A 25,383-nucleotide genomic window follows, 5' to 3' on the forward strand; every position below is an offset into this window, starting at 1 on the left:
GTTTAACTCTATTTTACTCAATAAAACATACAATTATGATAAAAAGAACAACCAGAACCCCAGCCGTAAAAAATACTGAAACACCAGCAACAGAACCTACAAAACAAGTTACTGAAAATACTGCAGAAGCTAAACCTGTTGCTCAAAAAGCTCCGGCAAAAACAGCTCCAGGAACGGCAGCGAAAGCCCCGGCGGCAACTATAAAATCATCTGCCAAAACTCCTGTAAAACCAGCTTCTAACACAACTCCAAAAGCAGTAGTTAAAAGAACAACAACCACGCCGCCAAAAGGCTCAACTGTAACTCCGGAAATTATCGAAATTGAAACCCTTTCCAGGAATGTGAGTGATAAACCTCAAGCGATTTTAAATCTTGATGAAATTGCAATAGAAATTGTAAAAAACAAATCGAAAGACAAAAAGGTAAAAAATAAGCTAAAGGAGAAAAAAGAAAAGGCTAAGAAAAGAGAAAAAGCTATAAAAGCAGTGATAAAAAAGCTGGAAAAAGCAAAGCTGAAATCTGATACTAAAAAGAAAGAAAAAGCTAAAAAAGAAAAGGAAAAGAAAGCCAAGGCAAAAGCTAAAAAGGCTGAAAAAGAAAAAGGTAAAAAAGGTAAATCAAAGGATAAAAAGAAGAAAAAATAATAATTTGAAAAGGGTTTAACTTGATTAAAGTTGAACCTTTTTTTTTAGCTTTTGTATGAACGTATCGTTTGTCATCCCGAGGAACGAGGGACGAGGGATCACAATATTGCGTGTACATCTCTAAACTTACCCCCCAATCGCAATCATACTACGATTATCAAAATGCAAGGCAGGATCATCCATTTCAGAAACGGTAACCATTCCCGCACGAACTTTTTTCTTATTTTTAATAGATTCTGAAATCAAATTGGTAATCGATTCGCCATTTCTAAAAGCTGTCAATAAATCAGTTTCAGAATTAGAGAAAAGGCAATTCTTGATTTTGCCATTTGCCGTCAGGCGGATGCGGTTACAGCCATCACAAAACGGATTAGTAATAGAACTTATGATTCCGAAATCGCCCTGAAAACCTTTTATTTTATAGGTTCTGGCTGTGAAGTTTTTCTCATCTTCTAATTTTTGAATTTCTTCAGATGGAAATACATTATTTACTTCTGATAAAATCTCATTTTGCGATACCATTTTGCTTCTGTCCCACTCGTTTCCCGCAAAAGGCATAAACTCAATGAAACGAACTGAAATCGGTAAAAACTGCGTTAACTGAACAAAATCAGTAATTTCATTCTCATTGAAGCCTTTCATCAAAACCACATTTACTTTTACATGAAAATCATTATTCAAAAGCAAATGCAGATTATCAATCACTTTCTCAAACTGATTTCTAAGTGTTATCGTGTGAAATTTGGATGAAACCAAAGTATCTAAACTCAAATTGATTTTTTTGATGTTAGCTTGTTTTAAAGCTTCAATATGGCGATCGATTAAAATACCGTTTGTAGTAATCGAAAGTGAAGTTTCCAAAGTTGATAATTTCGAAATAATCTCGGGGAAATCCTTTCTTAATAAAGGTTCTCCTCCTGTTAATCTAATTTTATCTACACCATTTTCTACGAAAGTCTGAGCCAAAGCAAAAATTTCATCCGCCGTCATTAAACTGGCTTTTGGAGACAATGCGATTCCATCAGCAGGCATGCAATACGTACAACGCAAATTGCATTTCTCCAGCAACGAAATACGCAAATAATTGTGTTTTCGCCCAAAATCATCCGTTAAAATGGTCTTAGAGGGTGTCATGATTTTTTCCTTTTAAAATATGAAAAACGTGCATTACATGAGGGAAAACAGCATCCATTGATTCTCTGGCTCCGTTTGTTGATCCCGGCAAAGCCAAAACCAAGCTTTTTCCTAATGTTCCTGCTACCGTTCTTGATAACATAGCATACGGCATTCTTTGTTGTCCGTAATTGCGAATCGCTTCTTCAATTCCCGGTATTCTGCTTTCTAATAAAGGCGATAATGCTTCCGGTGTTACATCTCTTGGAGATAAACCAGTTCCGCCGGTAAAAATCACCAATTGATGTTCTTTGGCGAAAGCCTTTGTTTTTTCCTGAATAATATCAATTTCATCCGGAATAATCTCGTAATGCGCTGTATCAACTCCGTAAGAATCCAGTTTTTCAACGATGATTTTTCCGGAGCGATCTTCTTTATCGCCTGCAAAAATGGAATCGGAACAAACAAAAACTGCCGCTTTTATTACGTTCGGAAATTTATTTTTAAAAGAAGATTTTCCGCCTTCTTTATTAATTAATTTGATGGTTGAAATTTCGATTTCCTTATCAATCGGTTTTAGCATATCGTACATCGTCAAGGCAACAATCGAAGCGCCGTGCATGGCCTCAACCTCAACTCCGGTTTTGTAAACCGTTTTTACATTGAAGATAATCTGAATGGTCAAACCTTCAATTTTATATTCCACCGAAGTAAATTCAATTGGAATCGGATGACAATCCGGGATTGATAAATGCGTGTTTTTAACCGCAAATAAACCGGCCGTTTTTGCCATTTCAAGCACATTTCCTTTAGGAACCAAGTTATTCACTACAGCATCAATTGTTTCCTGTTTACTTACTTTGACAATTGCTGTTGCTGTTGCAGTTCTTAACGTGCTTATTTTATGCGTAATATCAACCATTAGTATTTTGTTTCCAGGTGAATGTATCGTTTTCAAACATTTCTTTACCAAAAATCGGTACATCGGTTTTAATCCAGTTTACGATGGCTTCTGTCGCTTCATAAACTTGTTTTCTCCGTGTTGCCGAAACAAATACGAACAAACAAATCTCGCCTGCTTTTACCACGCCTAAACTGTGATAAATGTGCATACAAGTTAAGTCGAATTTGGCAAAAGCTTTTTCACGAATGGCATGTAAAGCTTCATTTGCCATATCGGCATAAGCGGAATAATCAATAGCCACAACGGTATTATCATGAATTACATCGGCTCGAACTTGCCCTAAAAAAATATTGTGCGCACCAATCGTATGTTTGGATTGATGTTTGGCAATCGACTCCGCTATAAATTCAGGAGAAATTGGTCCTTCTACAAATACACTTTTACTCATTGTTTTTTATTTTTTTGCCAAAGATTGCACTGATTAAATAGATTTTTTCTTGCCACGAATTACACAAATTTTCACTAATTTTTATTTTGATTGCGAGAATTAAAACTTTTAATTCGTGGAAATTGGTGTAATTCGTGGCAAGAAAATTATTGCAAAGAATTTAAAATCCTTTCAATCGCGTAATCTGTGGCTATACTTTTATTTTTTCTTCTTTAAATATCTGGCTTAAAGCCAAAGCTCCTCCGGTAATACTTTTTACATTTTTGAAATTCTTTTTCTGAAGCAATTCAGCTGCAATTTTACTTCTGATTCCAGATTGACAATAAATATAAATTGTTTGATTTGGATTTAATTTTTCGATTTGATTTTCCAATTTCATTAATGGAATCTGAATCCTATTTTTGAAATTTAATTTCGGTAGTTCTTCTTCATTTCGAACATCCAAAAACAAAACCTCATCATTATCTATTTCATTCAAAATTACCTCTGCAGCAATTTCTTCGACCTGATTTTCAATTACTTTATATTTATCTTCAAAAATCGTTTTATTCACTTCAAAAGCTGTATTCTTCTCAAAGTCATACTTTTGTTGTTCGTTATTTAAAATATTATAAACCAGTATTTTACCACTCAAAACCTCTCCTATTTCTAGAATTATCTTGATTACTTCATTTGCCTGTAGCATTCCTATAATTCCAACTGAAATTCCGATTACTCCGGCATCTTCACAATTTAAAGACTGGCTGCTTTCATCCGGATACAAACAGCGGTATGTTGGTCCGTTTTTGTAATTAAAAACCGAAACCTGTCCCTGAAATCTAAAAATAGATCCATAAACCATTGGTTTATTTGTTACTAAACAAGCGTCGTTTATTAGATATTTTATCGAAAGATTGTCTGTCGCATCAACAATAATATCATATTGTTCGAATAACGAAATCGCGTTTTTTCCTGAAAGCTTTTCTGCAATCGAATTAACTTTCACTAACGGATTTAATTCGGAAACCATTGCTTTGGCTTGCTCCACTTTGTAATTTCCAACAGCCGAAGTTTTATAAATAACCTGACGTTGTAAATTCGAAACTTCAATAACATCATCATCAACAATCCCAATTTCACCAACACCGGCCGCAGCCAAATAAGGCAAAACAGCAGCGCCCAAACCGCCCGCACCTATTATCAAAACTTTTGCCTTAGATAATTTGTACTGGCCATCCTCTCCTATTTCAGGGAGGATTATTTGTCGGCTATAACGTGTTGAATCTTTCATTAAATTAATTTTAGCCGCCTGCAAAGGGTGGCAACAGAGCGACAACATCGCTTGTCTGCAATTTATAATCGGTTGTTTTTGGTACTATTTTTTGATTAACAGCCACACTAAAACTAAGCGAATCGAATTGGTATTTTATTTCTAAATCCTGCAATAATTGTTGCAGTGAAACTTCAGAAAAAGCAACTTTTTCGAATTCACATTTGGTCTTTTCGGCCACAGCTCCAAAATATTTAATCTCAATCATTATTCTAAATTTAAATTCTGAAAGATAAACTCATCATCAAAATGCTCTTGGAAATAAGAAGTCAATTTTGAAGTATTTTTTACCACTTCTCCAATCACAATAATTGCCGGAGAAGAAATCTTTTTTTCTGATACCAATTTAGTAATTGAACTGATAGTTCCAACTACCTTTTGTTCTGTATTTTTTGTTCCGTTTTGAATGATGGCTATTGGCAAATCATCAGTTCGGTTTTCTTTATAAATCGAAATTATTTCTTCCAGTTTATGCATTCCCATCAAAATTACAACCGTTGCAGCCGACTTTGAAGCCAAATATACGTCTTTAGACAATTGGTGATTGGAAGTCGTTCCTGTAATTACCCAGAAACTTTCTGCAACCTGACGTTGTGTTAAGCTAATTCCAACCGAGGCCGGGACACCCAATGCTGATGAAATTCCGGGAACAATTGCTGTTTCCAGACCAAATTGCTCTACATAATCAATTTCTTCGCTTCCCCTTCCAAAAATAAAAGGATCTCCTCCTTTTAAACGAACTACATGACCATGGCGATTTGCCATCGAAATAATCAATTCATTAATCTGATCCTGTGTGTAAGCATGACAGCCCAAACGTTTACCCACAAAAACAATTTCTGCATTTGTAGCATATTGCAATAATTCTTCGTTTACTAATGCATCGTATAAAACAACGTCGGCACTTTCTAACGCTTTTATCGCTTTTAATGTAATCAATTCAACATCTCCAGGACCTGCGCCTACAATTGTTAATTTTGGTGTCTTTGAGTTTCGCATAACTTCTAACTTAAATTGATATTCAGGTCGTTTAATTCGTCAACCGAATTAATATTTGTTAAATGAAAGTTTTCACTTTCATCAATATTGAGGATTTGATGCGGAATTTTTGCCAGCAAATCCATCATTTTTAATTCATCGTTATCAATTGCGCTTTTGATAACGGGCAATACTTTTTTAGAATAAATCCCGATCAACGGATGTAATCTGCTTTCTGAAGCAAAAACCGTAATTTCAGCTTCATCATTATGTTTTGAAATTAGTTCTGACAATAACTCTGTTGATATTAACGGAATATCACAACTCAAAATCAAATTAAATTCGGTTTCAGAATTCGTCAGTGCCGTATATATTCCTCCCAACGGCCCTTTATCAGAAATGATATCGGGTATTTTTTGATAAGGCAAATAATCATATTCTTTGGTTGCTGTGATTAACTTTATCTGTTCTGTAACAGGCAAAATCGCCTGAATAATATGTTCAATAAATGGTTTCCCCTGAAACAGCACCAATCCTTTTTCAGACTGCATTCTGGAACTTTTTCCTCCACAAAGAATAAATACTGTTAGTGTTTCCATATTTTTTTTGTTTCAGGTTTACTTTGTTTCAGGTTTCAGGTTAAAATGAGAAAAAATTTTACCGCAAAGAGCGCTAAGTTTTTTTATTATTTATTGACTTTAAATAAGTTCGCAAAGCTTAAACTGCACAAAGCTTAGCGAACCTTGCTATTTCTATAAACTGCTTTGCAAAGCCTTGCGTACTTTGCGGTTACTTTTAATTTATTAATTATTACGGAAAAATCAATTTAATGCTGGCCATCAAAATCACCGTTCCCAAAACAATTTTTAATGTTTTATTAGAAAAATAACCACTGCCATAATAGCCACCCAAAACACCTCCTAAAACGGCAATCGGAACTAAATAAAAACTTTCTGTCGGAATTGTTTTCCCTCCTAAAAAGAAGCCCATAATTCCGGCGAATGAATTCACAAAAATGAACAAACTCGAAATCGCGGCCGATTCCTTAATCGACGCCCATCCTAAAAACAATAAAATCGGGCTTAAAATAATTCCGCCACCAATACCTAACATTCCTGATAATAATCCAATAATAAAACCAATTGTCAATGCAAGCGGGATATTAATCGTCACGGCTTCTTTTTCTTTAAAATTGAATATTCCGAACAATCTTAAAGCTGCAAAAACTAAAACAACTCCCAAAACAATCTTGTAAATCGTATTATCTAAAGTGATAAAACCTCCAATAAATGCTGCCGGAATCGAGGCTATTGCAAAAGGATAAAATAATTTAGGCTTGAAATAATTCATTTTATAATAAAATAAAAACGAAATACTCGAAACAAACAAATTCAATAATAAGGCCGATGGTTTCATAACTGAAATCGGAAAAGCAAAAATCGTCATCAAAGCCAAATAACCCGAAGCCCCACCATGCCCAACACTGGAATATAAAAATGCAATCACGATTAATGCGAAGCTAAAAAGGATAATATTTTCGGAACTAAGGAGATTCATTTTGTTTTTGTTTCAGGTTTTCTTTGTTTCATGCTATGTGTTTATTTTTACATACCGCACTATAAGCTTGAAATTCTTTATTCTTTATTCTTTATTCTTTATTCTTTATTCTTTATTCTTTATTCTTTATTCTTTATTCTAAAAATCTTCTAATCAATTGGCAACAAAGTTACAAGTGCACCTTTTTTAAGATTTTCTGTATCATTCGGCACAATCAGTAAACTGTTGGCAATCGCAAATGTATTAAGCATTGCAGAACTTTGGCTGTCTAAAACTGTTACATGAGTTTCATCATACAAAGCTTTTAAAAATAATGTTTTACCAGTTGAATTTGTAATTTCACTATTCAATTTTCGCATTAATTTTGGTAAATGAATTTCCGAAAAACCCATTCTGTTTTTAATCGCCGGATAAACGTAAACATAAAAATTAGTCAGTGAAGATGCCGGATTTCCAGGCAAAGCAAAAACGAGGCTTTCATTTTTACGTCCGAAAAACATTGGTTTTCCGGGCTTCTGATTGATTTTGTAAAAAAGCTCATCAACACCATTGGCCAATAAAGCGTCTTTTACAAAATCATAATCACCCACTGAAATTCCACCGGAAATTAATATTATATCATTTTTTTCAAGAATGCCTTTTAACGCTTTTTTAGTCGCTTTAAGATTATCTTTAACCTTATAACTTTTTATTTTCTTTATTCCGATCGTTTGCAGTGCCGCCTGAAGCATCACCGAATTACTTTCGTAAATCTTTCCTTTCGGTAATTTTTTACCCGGTTTTACCAATTCATTTCCAGTCACTAATATAGCTATTTTAGGCTTTTTATAAACTGATATTTCAGTAATTCCGAGACAAGCTAAAAAACCGATCGCCGCTGGTGTAATCAAAGTATTGGTTTCAAAAACAACCTCTTCTTTTTTTATCTGCTCCCCTTTTGCGCGGACATTTGTAAATTGTGTTGGCATTCTGGTAATTAAAATGGAATTTTCATTAGCCATCACATGTTCCTGCATTACAACAGTATCTGCATCATCCGGAACAAAAGCACCTGTGAAAATGCGGACTGCTTCGTTTCCCTTTAATTTTATATTTGCATGATCTCCTGCTTGTGAACTACTTACAACATCATACTGATGTTTTTCACCATGTATAAAAGCGTAACCATCCATAGCCGATTGGCGAAAGGGCGGCATATCAATTGGCGAATAAACACTTTCGGCCAAAACATAACCTAATGCTTTGCGTACCAGTATTTTTTGAGCCGGCATTTTAGTGCTATTTTCCGCAATAATCGATAAGGCTTGTTCAACTTGAATCATGGCTGCTATATTATTACAAGCAAAAAATACTTATTACAAATATAAGTATTATTACTTAGTTTAAATCGTTAATTATCTAAAATATTTAAAGATTATAAATTTATGCTTAATTCTTCAAATACGTTCAGAAAAAACAAAAAATAGCATTTTGATGCTGCTTAAATTTGGAATTCAGCAATGAGCTTGGATTGGATTTTTATCATTGTTTTTAAAAATTCAACGGAATCAAACGAACTGAATTCAAATTTCAGTTGAATTATTTCTTTTTAAAGTTCCCTTTCGGAAGATAATAAAGCCATGAAAAGCCTATCAAAAACAATATAGCCGATGCTATAAATGCAGGAAGTAAAATTTCTTTGTTGTTATCTAATGCATTGTTCAGTGAAGCATATAACAGCCAAATTTGAATACTCACATTTAAAATTAGTATAAAAATAAGGGTCGAAAGAATATTGTTCAATTTATTAGGATTGGCGCGATTCTGACTTCTTCTAAATGTACTCATGATCATTCATTTTTAAATTTATTCTAACTCTCTTTTTCTTGTATCAAAGCCTTAACGTAGACTTTGTTTTCTTTGAAAAAAACTTCTAATTGAGGTAAAGCTCTAGGCGGCGGGCCTGCAATTACATCGCCGGTCATGGCATCAAAAGAACCTTCATGGCAGGGACAATGAATAATTCCGGTTCCAGGTTTGTAAAATACAGAACAGGATAAATGCGTACATTTTTGTTCATAAGCCCTGAAATCTCCACTTTCTAAATGCACTAAAATATAAGGGACAGTACTGCCTTCAATTACGAAACCTCTGGTTCCGCCAACAGGGACTTCCTCTTTATTGCAAATAAAATGTTCACCTTGTACTTCTTCTTTTGGCAATAAATAAGCTTTTGCAGCTACAAATCCGCTGCCTATCATTAATCCTCCTGAAACAAAAGTCAGGAATTTTGCAAAATCACGTCGGCTTACCTGTGTTGATTGCTGCTTTTGTATTGGGAAATCTTTTTTCCAGTTTTTATTTAAATTATCTTCTTTAGACATGGATTTAGATTTAATATATTCTTAATTCATTACTGCCTTTAGGCATCATAATATTTACTTTGGTATTGACCGTTTCTTTTCCAAAAATGAAAGTGTTTACGGGAGAACTGTTTGGTCTCATTTCTTCAATTTCTGCCCTTGTTCCGTAAAATAAAGCACCGCTTGGACAAACTGTGGCGCACATTGGTTTTTTACCCACGCTGGTTCTGTCATAACACATGGTACATTTCATCATCAGATCGTATTCTTCCATTTTTTTAGGAACTCCAAAAGGGCATGCCATCACACAGTTGGAACATCCTATGCATCTTTCCGTACTGGCTGTATGCACCACTCCAAATTCATCCTGCGAAATAGCATCTGCCGGACAAACATTGGCACAAACCGGATCTTCGCAATGCATGCAAACCTGAACCGTTGTTTGAATCGTTGAAGAACGTTCGACATAATTTACACTGATCAAGGATTCCTGACCATTCGTTTCACATTCGGCGCAAGCCATTTCGCAAGCTTTGCAGCCAATACAGCGTTGCAGATCTACAAAAAACTCTTCATTTTTATTAAAATTAGTCAGATTCATAATTTTATTTTTTATAGATTAAACACTTGCATAAGCTTCAGATTCTTTAGATGACGGAGCAATTTTTCCTTGCGGATCTAATAAACACGCACAAACTTTAAATTCAGGTATTTTAGAAATAGGATCTAAAGTTCCCGGCGTCAATTGGTTTGCTGATTTGGCTCCCGGCCAATGATAGGGTATAAATACAGTATCCATTCGAATCGTTTCAACAATATTTGCCGGAAAAATTCCTTCTCCTCTTCGGGTGACAACTCTTACTAATTCTCGTTGTTTTATATTATATTTTGAAGCTAATTCCGGGTGAATTTCTAACATTGGTTCCGGAAATTGATCAACCAGTTTACCAATTCGGCGTGTTTGTGTTCCGCTTAAATATTGCGAAACTACACGTCCTGTGGTTAATATGATTGGATATTCATCATCTGTAACTTCACCTGGCAATTTATAAGGAGCGGGATTAAAATGTGCTTTTCCATCCGGAGTTTTAAACTTTTTGTCTTCCCATAATCTGGGAGTTCCCGGATGATCTTCAGATGGACAAGGCCAAAAAATGCCCATATTATCCTCCACTTTTTTATAAGTAATTCCAAAATAATCGGCTGTTCCTCCTTTAGAAGCCACTCTTAATTCATTAAAAATGGCTTCGCTGTTATCATAAGTAAATTTATCTTTCTCACCCAAACGTTCCGCTATTTCTAATAATATTGAAGTATCCGTTCTTGCATCTCCGGGAGGTGTTACCGCTTGTCGAATACGAATAACACGTCCTTCTGCCGAAGTTGTAGTTCCCTCTTCTTCTTCCTGTAAAGAACCGGCTAAAACAATATCTGCATGACGGGCCGTTTCATTCAGAAAGAAATCAATACATACATAGAATTCTAATTTTTCCAAAGCCGATCTGACATAATTATTATTGGGAAGGGAAACTAACGGATTAAAGCAAATTGATATTAATCCTTTGATTTCATCACGATGAATTGCTTCTATAATTTCATAAGCTGTTAATCCTTTTCCAGGCATGTCCTTTTCATCAATTCCCCAAACTTCAGCAATATATTTTCGGTGTTCCGGATTTTCAATATCTCTATTTCCCGGCAATTGATCACATTTATGACCGTGTTCCCTTCCTCCTTGTCCATTTCCCTGGCCTGTAATTGTTCCGTAACCACAATAAGGTCTGCCAATTCTTCCTGTTGCCAAAACCAAATTAATACACCCTAAAACATTATCAACTCCTTTTGAGTGATGTTCTATGCCTCGTGCATGCAGCAGGAAACTTGTTTTCGCTTTGCCCCATAATTCGGCTGCAGTCATAATTTTATCTTTATCAATTCCGGTAATTTCTTCTGCCCATTCTAAAGTATAATCTTTTACCGCATCGATTGTTTCCTGAAATCCAGATGTATAATTGTCTATAAAATCGTGATCCAGCATGTCGTGATCAACCAAATATTTTAGCATAGCGCCATATAAAGCCGAATCAGTTCCGGGTTTTACATCTAAATGAATATCTGCCGTTCTGGCTAGCGGAATCATTCTTGGATCGATCACAATTAATTTTGCTCCGCGATCTCTAGCTTTCCATATCCAGTGTGTTAGTGTTGGAAAAGTTTCACTAATGTTTGCTCCGGCAACTATTATTACTTCCGCGTATTCTAAATCAGAATAATTGTTGGAAGCCCTGTCTAAACCAAATGCTTTTTTATTTCCGGCACCGGCACTTACCATACAAAGTCTTCCGTTATAATCCAGATTTCTGGTTTTTAAAGCAACCCGCGCAAATTTTCCAACCAAATAACTTTTTTCATTAGTAAGCGATACGCCTGACAACATTGAAAAAGCATGTTTACCGTATTTATCCTGAATTCTTTTTATTTCAGAAACCGTTTTATCCATCGCTTCATCCCAGGTTGTTTTTTCAAACCCTTTTCCTTCTACTCTTTTTATAGGATGTAAAAGACGGTCCGGGTGATTATTTTGAAGATAACGCTGCACCCCTTTTGGACAAAGACGCCCTTCATTAAAAGGAAATTCCATCCACGGTTCAAATCCTACTACTTTATTATCTTTTACTGACAATTGAATCCCGCATTGCATCCCGCAGAAACAGCAATGTGTTTTTACAAGCTCATCAGGTTCATCTCTACCTTCGTAACCATCTTTTGGCGCATAATTTAGATGAGGACCAAAAGCCTCAATTATTTTTTCAATTGATACAGGTAATTTTGCCATTTTTGTTTTGTTTTTTTTGTTTCAAGTTTCAGGTTTCAGGTTGATTTAGTTTGTCTATAAAGTAAAGTTTACACAAAGTGAGAACTTGAAACTTGAAACAAAAGAAACCTGAAACTACATTTTTCTATCCAAATAAGTTTCCACCCTCTAATCTTGCTTTTAAATGTGCTTGTGCCAAACGGGATCTTTTTCCTTCGGGGCTTAAGTCAAGATGTGACGTTCCGTCTTCGTGCGTGAAGTCAAAACCTAATTGTTTGGTCACGATTTTTAAATCGTCTATATGAAGTTGTGTTGCAAATTCTTCTCCGGTGTGTGGACACACTGCCATTCCTCTTTTAACTCCTTCTTTTTTATAAATATGAGCTCCAATTTGGGCTGGACGCTGAATAATATGAAAGAACTTTCCAAACGGAATCCATATTAAAAACATAATTACGGTAACGGCGTGAATTACAGCAAGAAAGTCATACGCAAATCCTTTCATGAATTGATAGGAATAAGTAAGACATAATCCTGTAACTGAAATTGCAATTAATAGAATAAGAGGTAATAAATCGCCTTCAAAAGATTGTGTGGCTATTAAACCGGGATTTGTTAATCGTCTTCGGAGATAATATACAGATCCAATTATGACCAGCCATGAAGACCAGTTTAAAGCATGAAAAATCAGAAATGCGAGAAAAGATCCTATTTCAAAATCCATCATTTTAAAACCGAAAAAATGGGCTTCGTAAATGGAAATGGAATTTGGAGCTAATGTAAAATGAATCCAGCCAAATGTCAGCGGAATGGTTATGGCAAAAGCTGACATGCATCCTAATGCAATACAAAAATGGGCAAACCAACGGTATTTACTTCTTGGATAAATGAATTTTTGAACTACAATATTCCCCACAGATTCTTTTCCTAAAAACCATAAATGTGAAAGTATTTTTCCTGTGAATAAAAATTGAAGACTGCGTTTGAAGTACATCCAGGTTGGTGGTCTTTGAAGCCAAACCGAATATCTATATACAATTCCGAAGAAAGCAAATACAGTTCCGAATAAATAAGTGATTAATGCAGCATCAAAATTTTGCAGTTTTCTTGAACCGTAAAAAACAAAAACAATAGTTAATGCTGATACTGCAGTTGCTATAAGTAAGGCCTTGGTATTAAACGTTTTATTTTTCATCGTTAATTAAAATTTAATGATTACTTCTTAACTCGGCCTTTCACAATTCTTGCGATTATAGAACCACCAATTTACACCTGTAGCTAATATAGTGAAAATAACAACACCAATAAAGAATTGATTTACAGTGCCATTAGCAGAAATATTATTCCCAATAAGTTTTGAAAAGATAAATGGACCAAATGCTGCAATTGCGGCTGTCCACCCAATAACACCTGCCGCCTGACGTTGATTTTCAGCGAAAATAATGGGATATTGTCTAAAAGTACCAGCATTTCCAATTCCTGTAAAGAAGAACATTCCTAAAATTACGGCTACAAAGAGAGGAAATTGATCCATACTTGTCGGTGCTACTAATCCCTGAGTTACCAGAATAATAGCTCCAGCCAAAATTCCTAAACCGGTAATTGTAGTTAGTATGGCACCTCCAACTTTATCAGCAACAAAACCAAAAGCTATTCTGCTTGCAGAGCCAATAAGTGGTCCATAAAAAGCATATAATAAAGGATCTGGCGCATTTGGAAAATCTCCATATAAAAATTTAATCATTAATGGAAAGGCAGCTGATAAACCTGCAAAAGTTCCAAAAGTCATCAAATACGTTATCGTGCAATACCAGGTATGTTTATTGGAGAAAATATCCAATTGCTCTTTTATTGAAGCTTTCATCGGAATACTTCTTAAATAAAACCAGCTTACAATTGACAGCAATATTAAGAAAGGAACAAACCAAAAAGCAGCCGACTGCAAGTAAATTTCTTTGTTTTTAACAGCCATATTTTGAGGATTAATATTGTTTAGTATTTTCTCTGCCAATTTCGGGTTTGCGTTTGCAATCGCTTTTGCTTTCGCCTTTATAGGTAGTGAAATAAACAAATCAGCTTTATCATCTGAAGTAATGGAGGTTTTAACCGAGTCAATAATAGTTTTCTTTACGTTTGAAAGTATTTTAGTCTGTACTTCGGCATTAAGTAAGCCAAAAACTTCTTTTTGTTTTTCGATGGTTGAATTCTGAAGAACGCTAATTGTTTCTTTTTGATCAATGCTGGTAAATACTGAAGCTGTTCCGTAAATTCCAACGCTGATAATAAGTGGCGTAACAAACTGTGCTACTGAAACCCCGAAATTTCCAATTCCGGCTTGTATTCCTAACGCTGTTCCTTTTAGTCTTTTTGGAAAAAACAAACTGGTACTTGGCATATAAGAAGAGAAATCTCCACCTCCAAAACCAGTTGTAAAAGCTAAAACTGCAAATACCCAAAATGGTGTATTGACATTCATGACTGCAAAACCAATTCCAATTACAGGAATTAATTTGATTGCGGTTGCAAAAGAAACCACATGTCTTGTCCCGAAAATGGGTAATATAAAAGTGTGAATGATTCTTAAAAATCCAGCGGCCAATCCGGGAATTGCAGTTAACCAGAACAATTGATCTTTCGAAAAATTAAATCCTAAGCCTGGTAATTTTACGGCTATTACGCTCATCATAAACCAAGAGGCAAATGATAATATTAAAGTAATCGTTGTTATTGTTAAAGTTCTCCATGCAGTTTTACTTCCGGCAGTATTCCAAAACATTTCATCTTCAGGCTCCCATCTATCTAACCAAGTTTTCATATTATTGTTTTTTTTATTATTTATCTTCTATATCTCTGGTAAAATCTGGTGATTTAATTCGCATTGCCTTTATAATAGTTTGGTGCATCCAAAGCAAACAAAGAACTGAAACTGCAAAAATGAAGATCCAGGAACTGGTCCATAATCCGGTCGAATTAAGCAAATAACCAAAGATTATAGGACCTACAAATCCACCAAGTCCACCTATTAAACCAACCATTCCGCCAACAACTCCTACTTCATTTGGAAAATATTCCGGAATGTGTTTGTACACAGCGGCCTTTCCAATTCCCCACGAAATTCCTATCAGGATTACCAAAACCACATACACCCAAAGATTGGCGCTAAACTTAATTTGAGTAATTCCTTTCGCTAATAATTCTTTCTTTTTGACTTCCTGATTTTGTTTTACCACGATTTCCTGCCAGGAATTTTTTACCGGAAAAATTGAAGTTTCATTTTTGTTATCGATGTGTTTCTCTAAAACATTATGAACCTTTCCATTTACTGTTATTTCATTAGCAGAAACCTCGTTAACAATACCATTTGTAGAAGCCATAACACCTGGTCCTGTTGTAAACACTTCCATTTTTGGAAACATCAATAAAAAACTGATTACTATTGATGACCCCAAAACCCAGTACATTACTTTTCTGGCTCCGAATTTGTCTGACAAATAACCTCCAAAAGCTCTAATTACACCGGATGGCAAACTAAACATAGTCGCAAACATTCCCCCCATTACTAAAGAGGTGTGATAGACATTCATAAAATTGGGTAAAAGCCATTGTGAATAGGCTACGAAGAAACCGAAAACTAAAAAGTAGTACGCACCAAAACGCCAAACGCGGCTGTTTTTAAGTGGCGACAATAATTCTGTCATTGATTTTGAAGCTGCCTGATTGGTTTTATTTTTAGCACCAACAATAAACAGCAATCCTATAATTACTAAAGCAGTACCATAAATAACAGGCAATGTTTTCCAACCATTCATTGGATCTTTTTCTGAAAGATTATTTAATAAGGTAGGTGCAATAAAAGTGGTAATCGCCGCACCTGCATTTCCCATTCCGAAGATACCTAACGCCCTTCCCTGCCAACTTTTTGGATACCATACAGAGGTATAACCAATTCCGACAGCAAAGCTTGTTCCTACCAATCCGAAGAAAAAACTTAAAACGGCAAAACTCCAAAATGAATTTGCAAACGGAAGTAAAAAAAGAGGCACAGAACACAATAATAGTAAAACAGTAAAAACAATTTTACCGCCATATTTATCTGTTAGAATACCTATTGGAAGTCGGAATATTGAACCTGACAAAATAGGAATTCCTAACAACCAGCCTGTTTCTACAACTGTCCAGTTAAAAATACTTTTATCGACAAGATAAGTGACAAGAACACCATTTAATGTCCAGCAGGCAAAACATACTGTAAAAGCAAGTGTGTTTAAAAATAAAATTCGGTGAGATTGAGATAAACCGCTCATAAAAAGGCTTTTAAAATGTACTTAACCAATGAGACACTATGTTCTCATTTGAAGTAAAATTATAGCCTTGTATCCTTGCAGAAAATGACATATATCATATAAAGATATTTATATCCTTTATGTATAAAAATGAAGTAATAAAAAAGCTTGCCTCTTAAATTAAAGAAACAAGCTTTTATAAAATATTGATACTATAAAATCAGTTTAACTTTTTCTATCCATGTCTTTCGCATATTCAGGTGACTTCTCTTTCATTAAATTAACCACAACACGATGCATCCAGATAAGACAGACTAACGAAACTGCTAAAATAAATACCCAGGAACTTGTCCAAAAACCAGTAAAACTTAGTAAATATCCGAAAATAATAGGCCCGAAAAAACCTCCTAAACCGCCCAGCATACCAACCATTCCTCCAATTACTCCTACTTCATTTGGAAAATAATCCGGAATATGTTTGTATACCGCAGCGGCACCAATTCCCCAAGCGGCGCCAATTAAAATAACGAGTGCTAAATAAATCCACATATTGGCTTCAAAATGAATTTGAGTTATTCCCTCTGCCAATAAATCTTTCTTTTGAATTTGTTGATTTTGTTGTACAACTACTTCTTGCCATGATTTTTTTGAAGGCAAAATTTTGCTTTGTTTTGCCTCTTTATTCTCTTTTGTTATGGCATACGTTTTATCTCCAACCACAATCTGATCTTCTGAAACCTTTGTGACTGTTCCTGCCTTATCAGCCAAAAGACCGGATCCGGCAGTAGTAATTTCCATTTTCGGAAACATTAATAAGAAGCTTAAAACAACTGAAGAACTCAAAACCCAATACATTACTTTTCGGGCTCCAAAACGATCCGATAAAAAACCACCATAGGCTCTAATTACACCTGTTGGTAAACTAAAAAATGATGCAAACAGACCTCCTGTGACTAATGTAGTATGATATACATTCATAAAATTGGGTAATAACCATTGTGAGAAACTGACAAAAGAACCAAAAACAAGAAAATAATAAAGTCCAAACCGCCAGACACGAACGCTTTTTAAAGGCTGTAGTAATTGTTTGACTGTTTTTGATGTTGCTTCTACTTTTTTATTTGTTGTAAAAATAAAGAATACAATTCCTGTCGCTAATAAAGCAATTCCATAAATGACAGGCAGCCATTTCCATCCATTTTCCGGATCATTCTCTGTAAAATTATTGAGTAAGGTTGGTGCTAAAAATGTTGTCAAAGCTGCACCTGAACTTCCCATTCCGAAAATTCCTAATGCCCTTCCCTGCCATTCCTTTGGATACCAAATCGAAGTATATCCTACGCCAATGGCAAAACTGGTACCCACCATTCCGAAAAGAAAACTTAAAATGGCAAATGTCCAAAAGTTCGTTGCAAAAGGAAGTAAAAATAACGGAATTGAACTTAGAACTAATAAACATGAAAATACTGGTTTTCCTCCGTATTTATCAGTTAAAATTCCCATTGGCAATCGCATAATAGAACCGGTTAAAATCGGAATTCCCAATAACCATCCTATTTCGACGACACTCCATTCAAAAATACCACGATCATTTAAAAAGGTAACCAAAACCCCGTTGAGTGTCCAACAGGCGAAACAAACCATAAAACCTAGTGTATTGAAAAAAAGAATGCGATGAGATTGTGAAAGATTTGCCATAGAATAGTATTTAGGAAGATTTTTTCTAAAACGTAAATCGTTATATATCAAGCAAAAAATAAGTAATCTTTTGCTTATGAAAATTGAGCCTTATAAAATTAAGCAAAAATATATTACTAAATAACTAAATACCAAGTATTTAAATCTTATTGATTTTTGGAATTAGCTTTAAAAAATTATTTTTTTTTATTTTTTTTGAAATGTTTGAAATATTGAATTTTAGTTTGCTCAAAAAGACCTAAATATTTTTAAATAATTGCTTTTCAGACGTTTTTAGATCAGTTTCCTTAATTACACAAATAATCAAAACATAAAAAATAAGTATAAAATACTACATTTTAAAGTCTTGTACGAATAGGAATTTAACTTTTTTAATTTTTTAAAAAAGTTATTTAACCAACTAAAAATCAATTTATTACAAGCATAAAACTTCTGTATTTAGTTCTTTATTTCTTACTGTAAAAAAAAATATTAAGTTTTTTTTGGTTTTTATTAGATTAAAATTAACTTTGTCTATAGGATTAGTAGAGTTTAAAATCATATTTAAAACCAAAAAAACTATATTTTGAAAACAACCGAAAGCATATCGTATTTAAATCTTCAAAAAAAATATACTTATAACACGTTTTGTTATATGTGCTTCTGTTGCTAAATCTTAGCATTTTTTTTCGTTTAACGATTTTTTTATTCATTATTAAATCGGAACCAAAACGAAACTATATAAAATTCACCACCAAAATTCTTATTGAAAATTCCAAAAATCTATTTGATGCATTTATTTGTATTGAAATGATTCTTGAAACTATACCTATAAATCAAAAAAAATAATTAATAACTAAATACCTGAAAAATGAAAAAAATGCATCGCTGCTGTATATAAATAAAAAAAGCCATTTCTGCGGCAACAGAAATGGCGAGGCTTAAAGAATATTTATCGCTAAATCAAGAACACATTTAGAGTGCTGAAAAATCAGTGCCCAGGGCGTCTTGTTAATTACTTAAACCAGTACAAAGAAATGAAAAAAAATTTAAAAATATACTCAATACTATTTCTCCTGCTTCTGACGGCCGGAGTTACTGCTCAAAATACAACACCATTAATCCAATCCAAATTAGACGGAACTGTTGTAGATGATGTTACCAACCAGCCGATTATTGGAGCGTCTGTTATTATTAAAGGAACAACACACGGAGTTCAAACCGACGCAGAAGGAAAATTTTATTTTCAGACAGGTCAAAAATTACCATATACTTTAATCGTAAGTTACATTGGGTATAAAAAAGCGGAGATAATCGTTGACAAAAATCCTGTTACGATCCATTTAAAAGAAGAGCGTCAGGAATTAGATGAATTAGTAGTTGTAGGATACGGTTCTCAAAAGAGAAAAGACATTACAGGTTCTGTAGCTTCGGTTCCAAAAGCAAATTTATCCCAGGTTACCTCATCAGCAGATAACTTATTACGTGGTGCTATTCCGGGAATTGTAGTTACACAAAGTTCTGGTCGTCCGGGAGCCTCTTCAAGTGTACGTATCAGAGGAGGAAACTCGATTACTGCTGGTAACGAACCACTGTATGTAGTAGACGGAGTTTTAATTTACAATGATAATAATAATAGTACCGCCGGAGTGGCATATGCAGGAGCTACTGTTAATGTATTATCTACTATTAATCCAGGTGATATAGAGTCGATTGAAGTTCTAAAAGATGCCTCTGCAACTGCAATTTATGGGTCTCGTGGAGCAAATGGAGTGGTAATTATTACCACCAAAAAAGGAACAAAAGGTCAGGATAATATTTCATATCAAGGCTATTTCGGATTCCAGAATGTTTCAAAAAAACTACATGTAATGAATGCCAGTCAATGGGCAAGTTTACGTAATGACGTTCAGGCAAGTATTGGTCAGGCACCTTCATTTTCTGCAGCTCAAATAGAAGCTTTTAAAACTTCAGGAAGTTATGACTGGCAAGATGCCGTTTTTAGAACTGCGGCACCGGTTCAAAATCACCAATTGTCTTTTTCAGGCGGAGATGAACGTTCAAGATATGCCATTTCAGCAGGTTATTTTCAACAGGAAGGAATTGTAATCGCTTCAGATTTTAAAAGAATTTCCCTCCGTGTCAATTACGAAAGAAATTATTCTCAGAATTTTAAATTTGGTGTAAATGCTAACTATAGCAATTCGGTTGCAAATGGTGTTGGAACAAACGGCGGGTCTTCTGCCGGCAGACAGCCCAACCCGCTAGTTGTTGCTTTGTATCAACCTCCTGTGGTCCCTATTAAAAATGCCGATGGAAGTTATAATTTAACTAATAATCCTTATGCAACTGCAGTTAATGGAATTATTGCAAATCCGATTAATGATTTGGAAAACACAACCAACGAAACGAAAATCAACAGAATTTTGACCAACTTATTTGGTGAATATAAAATAACCAAAAAACTTACTGCAAAAGTTGCTGTTAGTGGAGATGTTCTTGATACCAAACAAAATTATTATGCGCCGTCAACTACAACTACCGGAGCCGGAACTAAAGGTTTAGCCTCAGTTGGAGATCGTTTAGTAAGTTCCGTATTGAATGAAAACACATTGAATTACAACACTAATTTTGGTGAAAATCATAAGTTCTCTGCTTTAGGAGGATACACTCTTCAATACACTAAAGGCGAAGTAGTAAATGCCGGTGCAAATACTTTTATAAACGATGCCAATACATACAATGCTATACAAGATGGTGTTCCGATAAAACCTTATAGTGATGCATTTGAAAGTGTATTAAAATCCTGGTTAGCGAGAGTAAACTACTCTTATAAAGGAAAATACAACTTCACGCTTTCAGGACGTGCAGATGGTTCTTCAAGATTTGGGTCAGAATCACTTTGGGGTTATTTCCCATCAGCAGGGTTTTCCTGGAATATTACGGATGAAGATTTTGCCAACAACATCAAAGGTGTGACGGAAGCCAAATTGAGAATAACAGCCGGAACAACAGGAAACCAGGAAATTGGAAATTATCTTTCTTTGGCACAAATGGGTTCCGTAAACTATTCATTCGGAAGTACAATTTATACAGGTTTAGCTCCTACCCGACTAGCAAATCCGGATTTGAAATGGGAAAAAACAAATCAGTATAACGTTGGTTTAGATTTATCATTATTAGACAGAAAAATCAATTTTGTTTTTGATGTTTATTACAAGAAAACAAACGATTTGTTAATCAACGTGCCAGTTTCGTTGACTTCAGGGTTTGCAACTGTTTTACAGAATATTGGTGGAGTTGAAAATAAAGGTATTGAGATTGGTTTGATTACAGAAAACATCAAAACAGAAAACTTTTCATGGAATTCTAACTTCGTTTTCTCTGCCAACAAAAACAAAGTTGTTTCGATAGGAAATGGAGTTGACCAATTTTTCCCAATTGTTCCAAATGGTTCATTATTACAACAACAACCTGTAACAGTAAAAGTAGGATTGCCTTTAGGAACTTTCTGGGGATACAAAACGAATGGAATTTTCCAGACTCAGGAAGAAGTTAACACACAACCAAAAATAAACAGTTTAGCCAATACAAAAATAGGTGACAGAAGATATGTCGATACGAATGGAGATGGTGTTATAACTGCCCTTGACAAAGGAAATCTTGGAACTTCTCAGCCAAAATTTGTTGGAAGTTTTAGCAATACAATTTCTTATAATGATTTTGATCTGAATTTCTCTTTCCAGGGTGCTTACGGCGGAAAAATCTTCAATGCGCTTAATCAGCAATTAGAAATTTCGACTCTTGGAACTAATGCTAACGTTACACTTGAAGATCGTTGGACACCAGCTAACCCAAGCAATGAAGTTCCGAGAGCAACAAGTTCTCCTCTTGGAATCGTTTCAGAACGCTACGTAGAAGATGCTTCTTTCTTAAGATTAAAGCTAATCACTTTAGGATATACATTACCTAAAAGCGTTTCTAAAAAATTGGGAACCAAGAGCGTAAAATTTTATGTATCTGCTGAAAATCTAATTACATGGACTAAATACACTGGCTATGATCCAGAAGTTAGTTCATACGAACAAAACAACTTATACCCGGGAATTGATTTTGGTTCTTATCCAAACTCTAAAACATTCATTTCCGGACTGAACGTAACTTTTTAAGTAAAAAAAATATAAAATGAAAAAGATTATTATAACATTCCTACTAAGTGCCGGACTATTTGTTTCGTGCGCAGATCTGGAGGTAACACCAACCTCTTTCGTAACCGAAGATAATTACTTTAAAACGCAAGATGATGCTATTGCAAGTGTAACTGCAGTTTACGCTTCTTTAAGTCTTGATCCGGGAGAACAAAGTTTATTCGGAAGAAACCTGTATTTCTTAACTGATATGGCTACAGACTATGCTGCAGCTGGAGTTTCGGCAACCAATCCACAGGTTAGAGCTTTGAGCAGTTTAACTCATGACGCGACTTCAGATCGTGTTCAGGTAGCGTGGCGCCAAATTTACGCGGGAATCAACAGAGCCAATGTTTCAATCGATAATATTCCAAAAGTTACCGGTACAGATGCTGTTAAAAACAGGTTGATTCTGGAAGCAAAATTCATCAGAGGGTTATTGTATTTTCAGGCAGTTCGTCTTTGGGGTGGGGTTCCAATTGTTTTACACGAACCAACTTCTATTCAGTTAGAAAGCTTAAAATCAAAAAGAGCTTCGGTTGAAGAAGTTTACACTCAAATTATTTCAGATTTAAAAGATGCTGAAGGTTTGCCATCAACTTATCCTGCAACTGACGCCGGACGTGCTACTTCTGGTGCTGCAAAAGCGATTTTAGCCAAAGTATATTTGACCAGAAAAGATTGGCCTAATGCGATTGCAAAATCCAGAGAAGTAATTAATGGCGGGTACGGATATGCGCTTTTTGAAAGTTTTGGAGATATTTTCGCGAAAGCAAAAAAGAATGGAAAAGAGCATATTTTCTCTGTTCAGTTCGAACCAAATCAGGCCGGAAACGGATCAAGCGGAAGCACTTTTCAAGCTACTTCATTCACAGGTTTTACAGCAACAGAACCTGCTGATATTATTTCGGATGTAGCTTTGTTTTACGATATTTTTGCTGCAGGAGATTTACGCAGAGATGTTACTTTTGCCAAACAATTGCCAAATCCTGCTACAGGAACATTATATACTTTTCCGAAACCAATTTTTAAAAAGTATCTTGATTTAACCAATTTAGCAACTCCTTCAAACGTGGCAATCAATTTCCCGCTTATTCGTTATGCCGATATTTTATTGTCTTTAGCGGAAGCTATTAACGAACAGGGAGCACCAACGCCGGAAGCTTATGAATTTATTAATCAGGTGAGAAGAAGAGCTTTTGGAAAACCAATTACTACACCTGATGCCACTGTAGATTTATCAGGATTAAATCAGGTAACTTTTAGAGCTGCTATTCAGGAAGAACGCAAAAAAGAATTTATGCAGGAAGGCCAAAGATGGTTCGACTTAGTACGTTGGGGAACTTTGGTAACTGAAATTAAAAAAGTAACGGCTAAAAACTCTGTTTCAGAAAGAAATAATTTATATCCGATTCCGCAAAGTGAGCGTAATATTGATCCTGTTGGATTACCACAAAACCCTGGTTATTAATAAAAGGTTTACATACGAGTAAATAAAATGATCAAAAAACTTCTCATACTTGTCCTATTGGTTGTGGTACAATTTCAGCTATTTGCACAGAAAAAGCAAACTAACATCATCGTCATTTTGGCGGATGATTTAGGTTTCTCAGATATTGGTGCTTTTGGTTCAGAAATTAAAACTCCAAACCTGGATAAACTCGCTAAAAACGGGCTTATTCTAAAGCAGTTTTACAATGCAGGCCGTTGCTGTCCTTCCCGGGCTTCGTTACTCACTGGTTTGTATTCACATCAGGCTGGTGTTGGGGACATGGTGCAGGATAAGGGATTTCCTGCCTATCAGGGATATTTAAACGAGCACTGCATTACGATTGGGCAAGCACTCAAACAGGCAGGATACCACACCATTGTTTCCGGAAAATGGCACGTTGGTTTAATACCATCAGCCTGGGCGGTTAATCGGGGGTTTGATGATTCTTTTACTTTACAAAACAATGGAAGCAGTTATTTCAACTCGGAACCTTTGTATAACGACGGTAGAAAGGTTACTTTTTTGAAAGGAAATAAAGAAATTATTCGCACGGATACTTCTACCTATCTAACTCAGGAGATTACCAATTTTGCTATTAATTCTTTGGAAAAACAGCGAAATCAGCAACAACCTTTTTTTCTGTATGTTGCTTATAATGCTCCGCACTGGCCCATTCAGGCATTGCCGGAAGATATTGCAAAATACAAAGGCAAATATCTGGAAGGCTGGGATAAATTGAGAGCAAAGCGTTTAAAAAAATTAAAAGAACAAGGAATCATTGATAAAAATTGGGACTTATCAAATCGTTTTGAAAAAGTACCGGATTGGGAAAAACTAAGTGCCGAAGAAAAAGATAAATGGGATACCCGGATGGCAATTTATGCAGCGATGATCTACCGGATGGATGCCGGAATTGGAGAAATCCTGCAGAAAGTAAAGTCTTTGGGAGAAGAAAATAATACCCTTGTTCTTTTTCTTTCTGATAATGGTGGAAGTGCCGATGATGTGAAAAATTGGAATTATGTTACACAAAAAAATGGAACAGCAGGTTCGGTTGCGTCGATTGATAGTTACGAAAGTCCATGGGGAAATGTGAGCAACACGCCTTTTCAATTATTCAAAAAGAACACCCACGAAGGCGGTATTGCTTCCCCTTTTATTGCTTATTATCCAAAGCATATTAAGGCAGGTATAGTAAGCAACAGGGTAAGTCATTTGATTGATATTTTTCCAACTTGTCTGGAGTATTCCGGTTCTCAATATCCCGATTTATTTCAGGGAAAAAAACTCATACCCTTAGAAGGTATTAGCTTAAAAAGGGAATTTGAAGGACAACAATCTTATGCACATGAAGCCTTGTTTTGGGAACATGAAGGTAGCAAAGCAATACGAAAAGAGCAGTGGAAAGCGGTAGCGGAAAACAATCAGCCCTGGGAATTATATAATCTAGCCACAGACAGAACAGAAACAAAAAATCTGGCAAAATCAGAACCAAAACTACTCCAAACCCTGATTGAATTACATCAGCAATGGTCAGTAAAAGTAGGTGTCGAAGATTGGAATAAAATAAAATAGCATAGTTAAAATACTGATTACAGAATTCTATTATTAATGGTAATAACGTAACAATAATG

21 protein-coding genes are annotated in these 25,383 nt (G+C 35.1%); 4 read left to right on the top strand and 17 right to left on the bottom strand.

Annotation, left to right across the window (positions count from 1 at the left end):
- Positions 1 to 35: 35 nt before the first annotated feature.
- Entirely contained in the window at positions 36 to 644 is a 609-nt protein-coding gene (locus tag AC6CH4_RS10375) for a hypothetical protein (protein WP_498102658.1), read from the top strand.
- A gap of 126 nt (positions 645 to 770) precedes the next feature.
- Here the strand turns inward: AC6CH4_RS10375 and moaA are convergent, their stop codons facing one another.
- The 17 genes from moaA to AC6CH4_RS10460 all read right to left on the bottom strand — a co-directional run bounded on the left by moaA (position 771) and on the right by AC6CH4_RS10460 (position 18,091).
- Positions 771 to 1,778: a GTP 3',8-cyclase MoaA gene (gene moaA / locus AC6CH4_RS10380; protein ID WP_498102660.1), complete on the bottom strand. Its 1,008-nt coding sequence runs from the start codon at positions 1,776 to 1,778 to the stop codon at positions 771 to 773.
- Positions 1,765 to 2,679 carry a bifunctional molybdenum cofactor biosynthesis protein MoaC/MoaB gene (gene moaCB / locus AC6CH4_RS10385; protein ID WP_498102662.1) on the bottom strand — a complete coding sequence of 305 codons (915 nt, stop codon included), beginning with the start codon at positions 2,677 to 2,679 and terminating at the stop codon, positions 1,765 to 1,767. The genes moaA and moaCB overlap by 14 nt, the downstream gene beginning before the upstream one ends.
- Entirely contained in the window at positions 2,672 to 3,109 is a 438-nt protein-coding gene (locus AC6CH4_RS10390) for a molybdenum cofactor biosynthesis protein MoaE (RefSeq protein WP_498102665.1), read from the bottom strand. Before AC6CH4_RS10390 ends, moaCB begins: the two co-directional genes overlap by 8 nt.
- A 190-nt stretch (positions 3,110 to 3,299) precedes the next feature.
- Positions 3,300 to 4,379: a molybdopterin-synthase adenylyltransferase MoeB gene (gene moeB / locus AC6CH4_RS10395; RefSeq protein ID WP_498102667.1), complete on the bottom strand. Its 1,080-nt coding sequence runs from the start codon at positions 4,377 to 4,379 to the stop codon at positions 3,300 to 3,302.
- A gap of 10 nt (positions 4,380 to 4,389) precedes the next feature.
- On the bottom strand, positions 4,390 to 4,626 hold the full coding sequence (locus AC6CH4_RS10400; protein WP_056194042.1) for a MoaD/ThiS family protein: 237 nt from the start codon (positions 4,624 to 4,626) through the stop codon (positions 4,390 to 4,392).
- Positions 4,626 to 5,417, bottom strand: coding sequence for a uroporphyrinogen-III C-methyltransferase (gene cobA, locus AC6CH4_RS10405; RefSeq protein WP_498102669.1), 792 nt, complete (start codon positions 5,415 to 5,417; stop codon positions 4,626 to 4,628). The genes AC6CH4_RS10400 and cobA overlap by 1 nt, the downstream gene beginning before the upstream one ends.
- A gap of 5 nt (positions 5,418 to 5,422) precedes the next feature.
- The gene (locus AC6CH4_RS10410; RefSeq protein ID WP_498102671.1) at positions 5,423 to 5,995 is read right to left on the bottom strand and encodes a molybdenum cofactor guanylyltransferase; all 573 of its coding nucleotides are present in this window, start codon (positions 5,993 to 5,995) and stop codon (positions 5,423 to 5,425) included.
- A 211-nt stretch (positions 5,996 to 6,206) separates the two neighbouring features.
- Positions 6,207 to 6,953 (bottom strand): sulfite exporter TauE/SafE family protein, encoded by a 747-nt coding sequence (locus AC6CH4_RS10415; protein WP_498102673.1) that lies wholly within the window; start codon positions 6,951 to 6,953, stop codon positions 6,207 to 6,209.
- Between the two features lie 149 nt (positions 6,954 to 7,102).
- Positions 7,103 to 8,275, bottom strand: coding sequence for a molybdopterin molybdotransferase MoeA (locus AC6CH4_RS10420; RefSeq protein WP_498102675.1), 1,173 nt, complete (start codon positions 8,273 to 8,275; stop codon positions 7,103 to 7,105).
- Positions 8,276 to 8,531: 256 nt separating this feature from the next.
- Positions 8,532 to 8,780, bottom strand: a complete 249-nt coding sequence (locus AC6CH4_RS10425) for a DUF6755 family protein (RefSeq protein WP_026984554.1) — start codon at positions 8,778 to 8,780, stop codon at positions 8,532 to 8,534.
- Between the two features lie 23 nt (positions 8,781 to 8,803).
- Complete coding sequence (locus AC6CH4_RS10430; protein ID WP_498102677.1) at positions 8,804 to 9,316, bottom strand: QcrA and Rieske domain-containing protein; 513 nt, start codon at positions 9,314 to 9,316, stop codon at positions 8,804 to 8,806.
- Positions 9,317 to 9,326: 10 nt separating this feature from the next.
- Entirely contained in the window at positions 9,327 to 9,896 is a 570-nt protein-coding gene (locus AC6CH4_RS10435) for a 4Fe-4S dicluster domain-containing protein (protein WP_498102679.1), read from the bottom strand.
- Positions 9,897 to 9,914: 18 nt separating this feature from the next.
- A complete protein-coding gene (locus tag AC6CH4_RS10440; protein WP_498102681.1) occupies positions 9,915 to 12,131 on the bottom strand; it encodes a molybdopterin oxidoreductase family protein in 2,217 nt (738 codons plus the stop codon).
- Positions 12,132 to 12,255: 124 nt separating this feature from the next.
- Positions 12,256 to 13,305 carry an MFS transporter gene (locus tag AC6CH4_RS10445; protein ID WP_498102683.1) on the bottom strand — a complete coding sequence of 350 codons (1,050 nt, stop codon included), beginning with the start codon at positions 13,303 to 13,305 and terminating at the stop codon, positions 12,256 to 12,258.
- Positions 13,306 to 13,332: 27 nt separating this feature from the next.
- Positions 13,333 to 14,925, bottom strand: coding sequence for a magnesium transporter MgtE N-terminal domain-containing protein (locus AC6CH4_RS10450; protein WP_498102685.1), 1,593 nt, complete (start codon positions 14,923 to 14,925; stop codon positions 13,333 to 13,335).
- Positions 14,926 to 14,941: 16 nt separating this feature from the next.
- Positions 14,942 to 16,414 carry an MFS transporter gene (locus AC6CH4_RS10455; RefSeq protein WP_498102687.1) on the bottom strand — a complete coding sequence of 491 codons (1,473 nt, stop codon included), beginning with the start codon at positions 16,412 to 16,414 and terminating at the stop codon, positions 14,942 to 14,944.
- Positions 16,415 to 16,618: 204 nt separating this feature from the next.
- Positions 16,619 to 18,091, bottom strand: coding sequence for an MFS transporter (locus AC6CH4_RS10460; protein WP_498102689.1), 1,473 nt, complete (start codon positions 18,089 to 18,091; stop codon positions 16,619 to 16,621).
- A gap of 1,016 nt (positions 18,092 to 19,107) precedes the next feature.
- On the opposite strand from AC6CH4_RS10460, the gene AC6CH4_RS10465 reads away from it, so the two are divergent.
- From AC6CH4_RS10465 to AC6CH4_RS10475, 3 genes are read left to right on the top strand one after another with little or no spacing between them, the layout of a single operon-like run.
- Positions 19,108 to 22,239, top strand: a complete 3,132-nt coding sequence (locus AC6CH4_RS10465) for a SusC/RagA family TonB-linked outer membrane protein (RefSeq protein WP_498102691.1) — start codon at positions 19,108 to 19,110, stop codon at positions 22,237 to 22,239.
- Between the two features lie 16 nt (positions 22,240 to 22,255).
- A complete protein-coding gene (locus AC6CH4_RS10470) occupies positions 22,256 to 23,728 on the top strand; it encodes a RagB/SusD family nutrient uptake outer membrane protein (RefSeq protein WP_498102693.1) in 1,473 nt (490 codons plus the stop codon).
- Between the two features lie 27 nt (positions 23,729 to 23,755).
- Positions 23,756 to 25,324 carry an arylsulfatase gene (locus tag AC6CH4_RS10475; protein WP_498102695.1) on the top strand — a complete coding sequence of 523 codons (1,569 nt, stop codon included), beginning with the start codon at positions 23,756 to 23,758 and terminating at the stop codon, positions 25,322 to 25,324.
- The last annotated feature ends 59 nt before the right edge of the window (positions 25,325 to 25,383 follow it).

The organism is Flavobacterium sp. GQ95, from assembly GCF_059758655.1.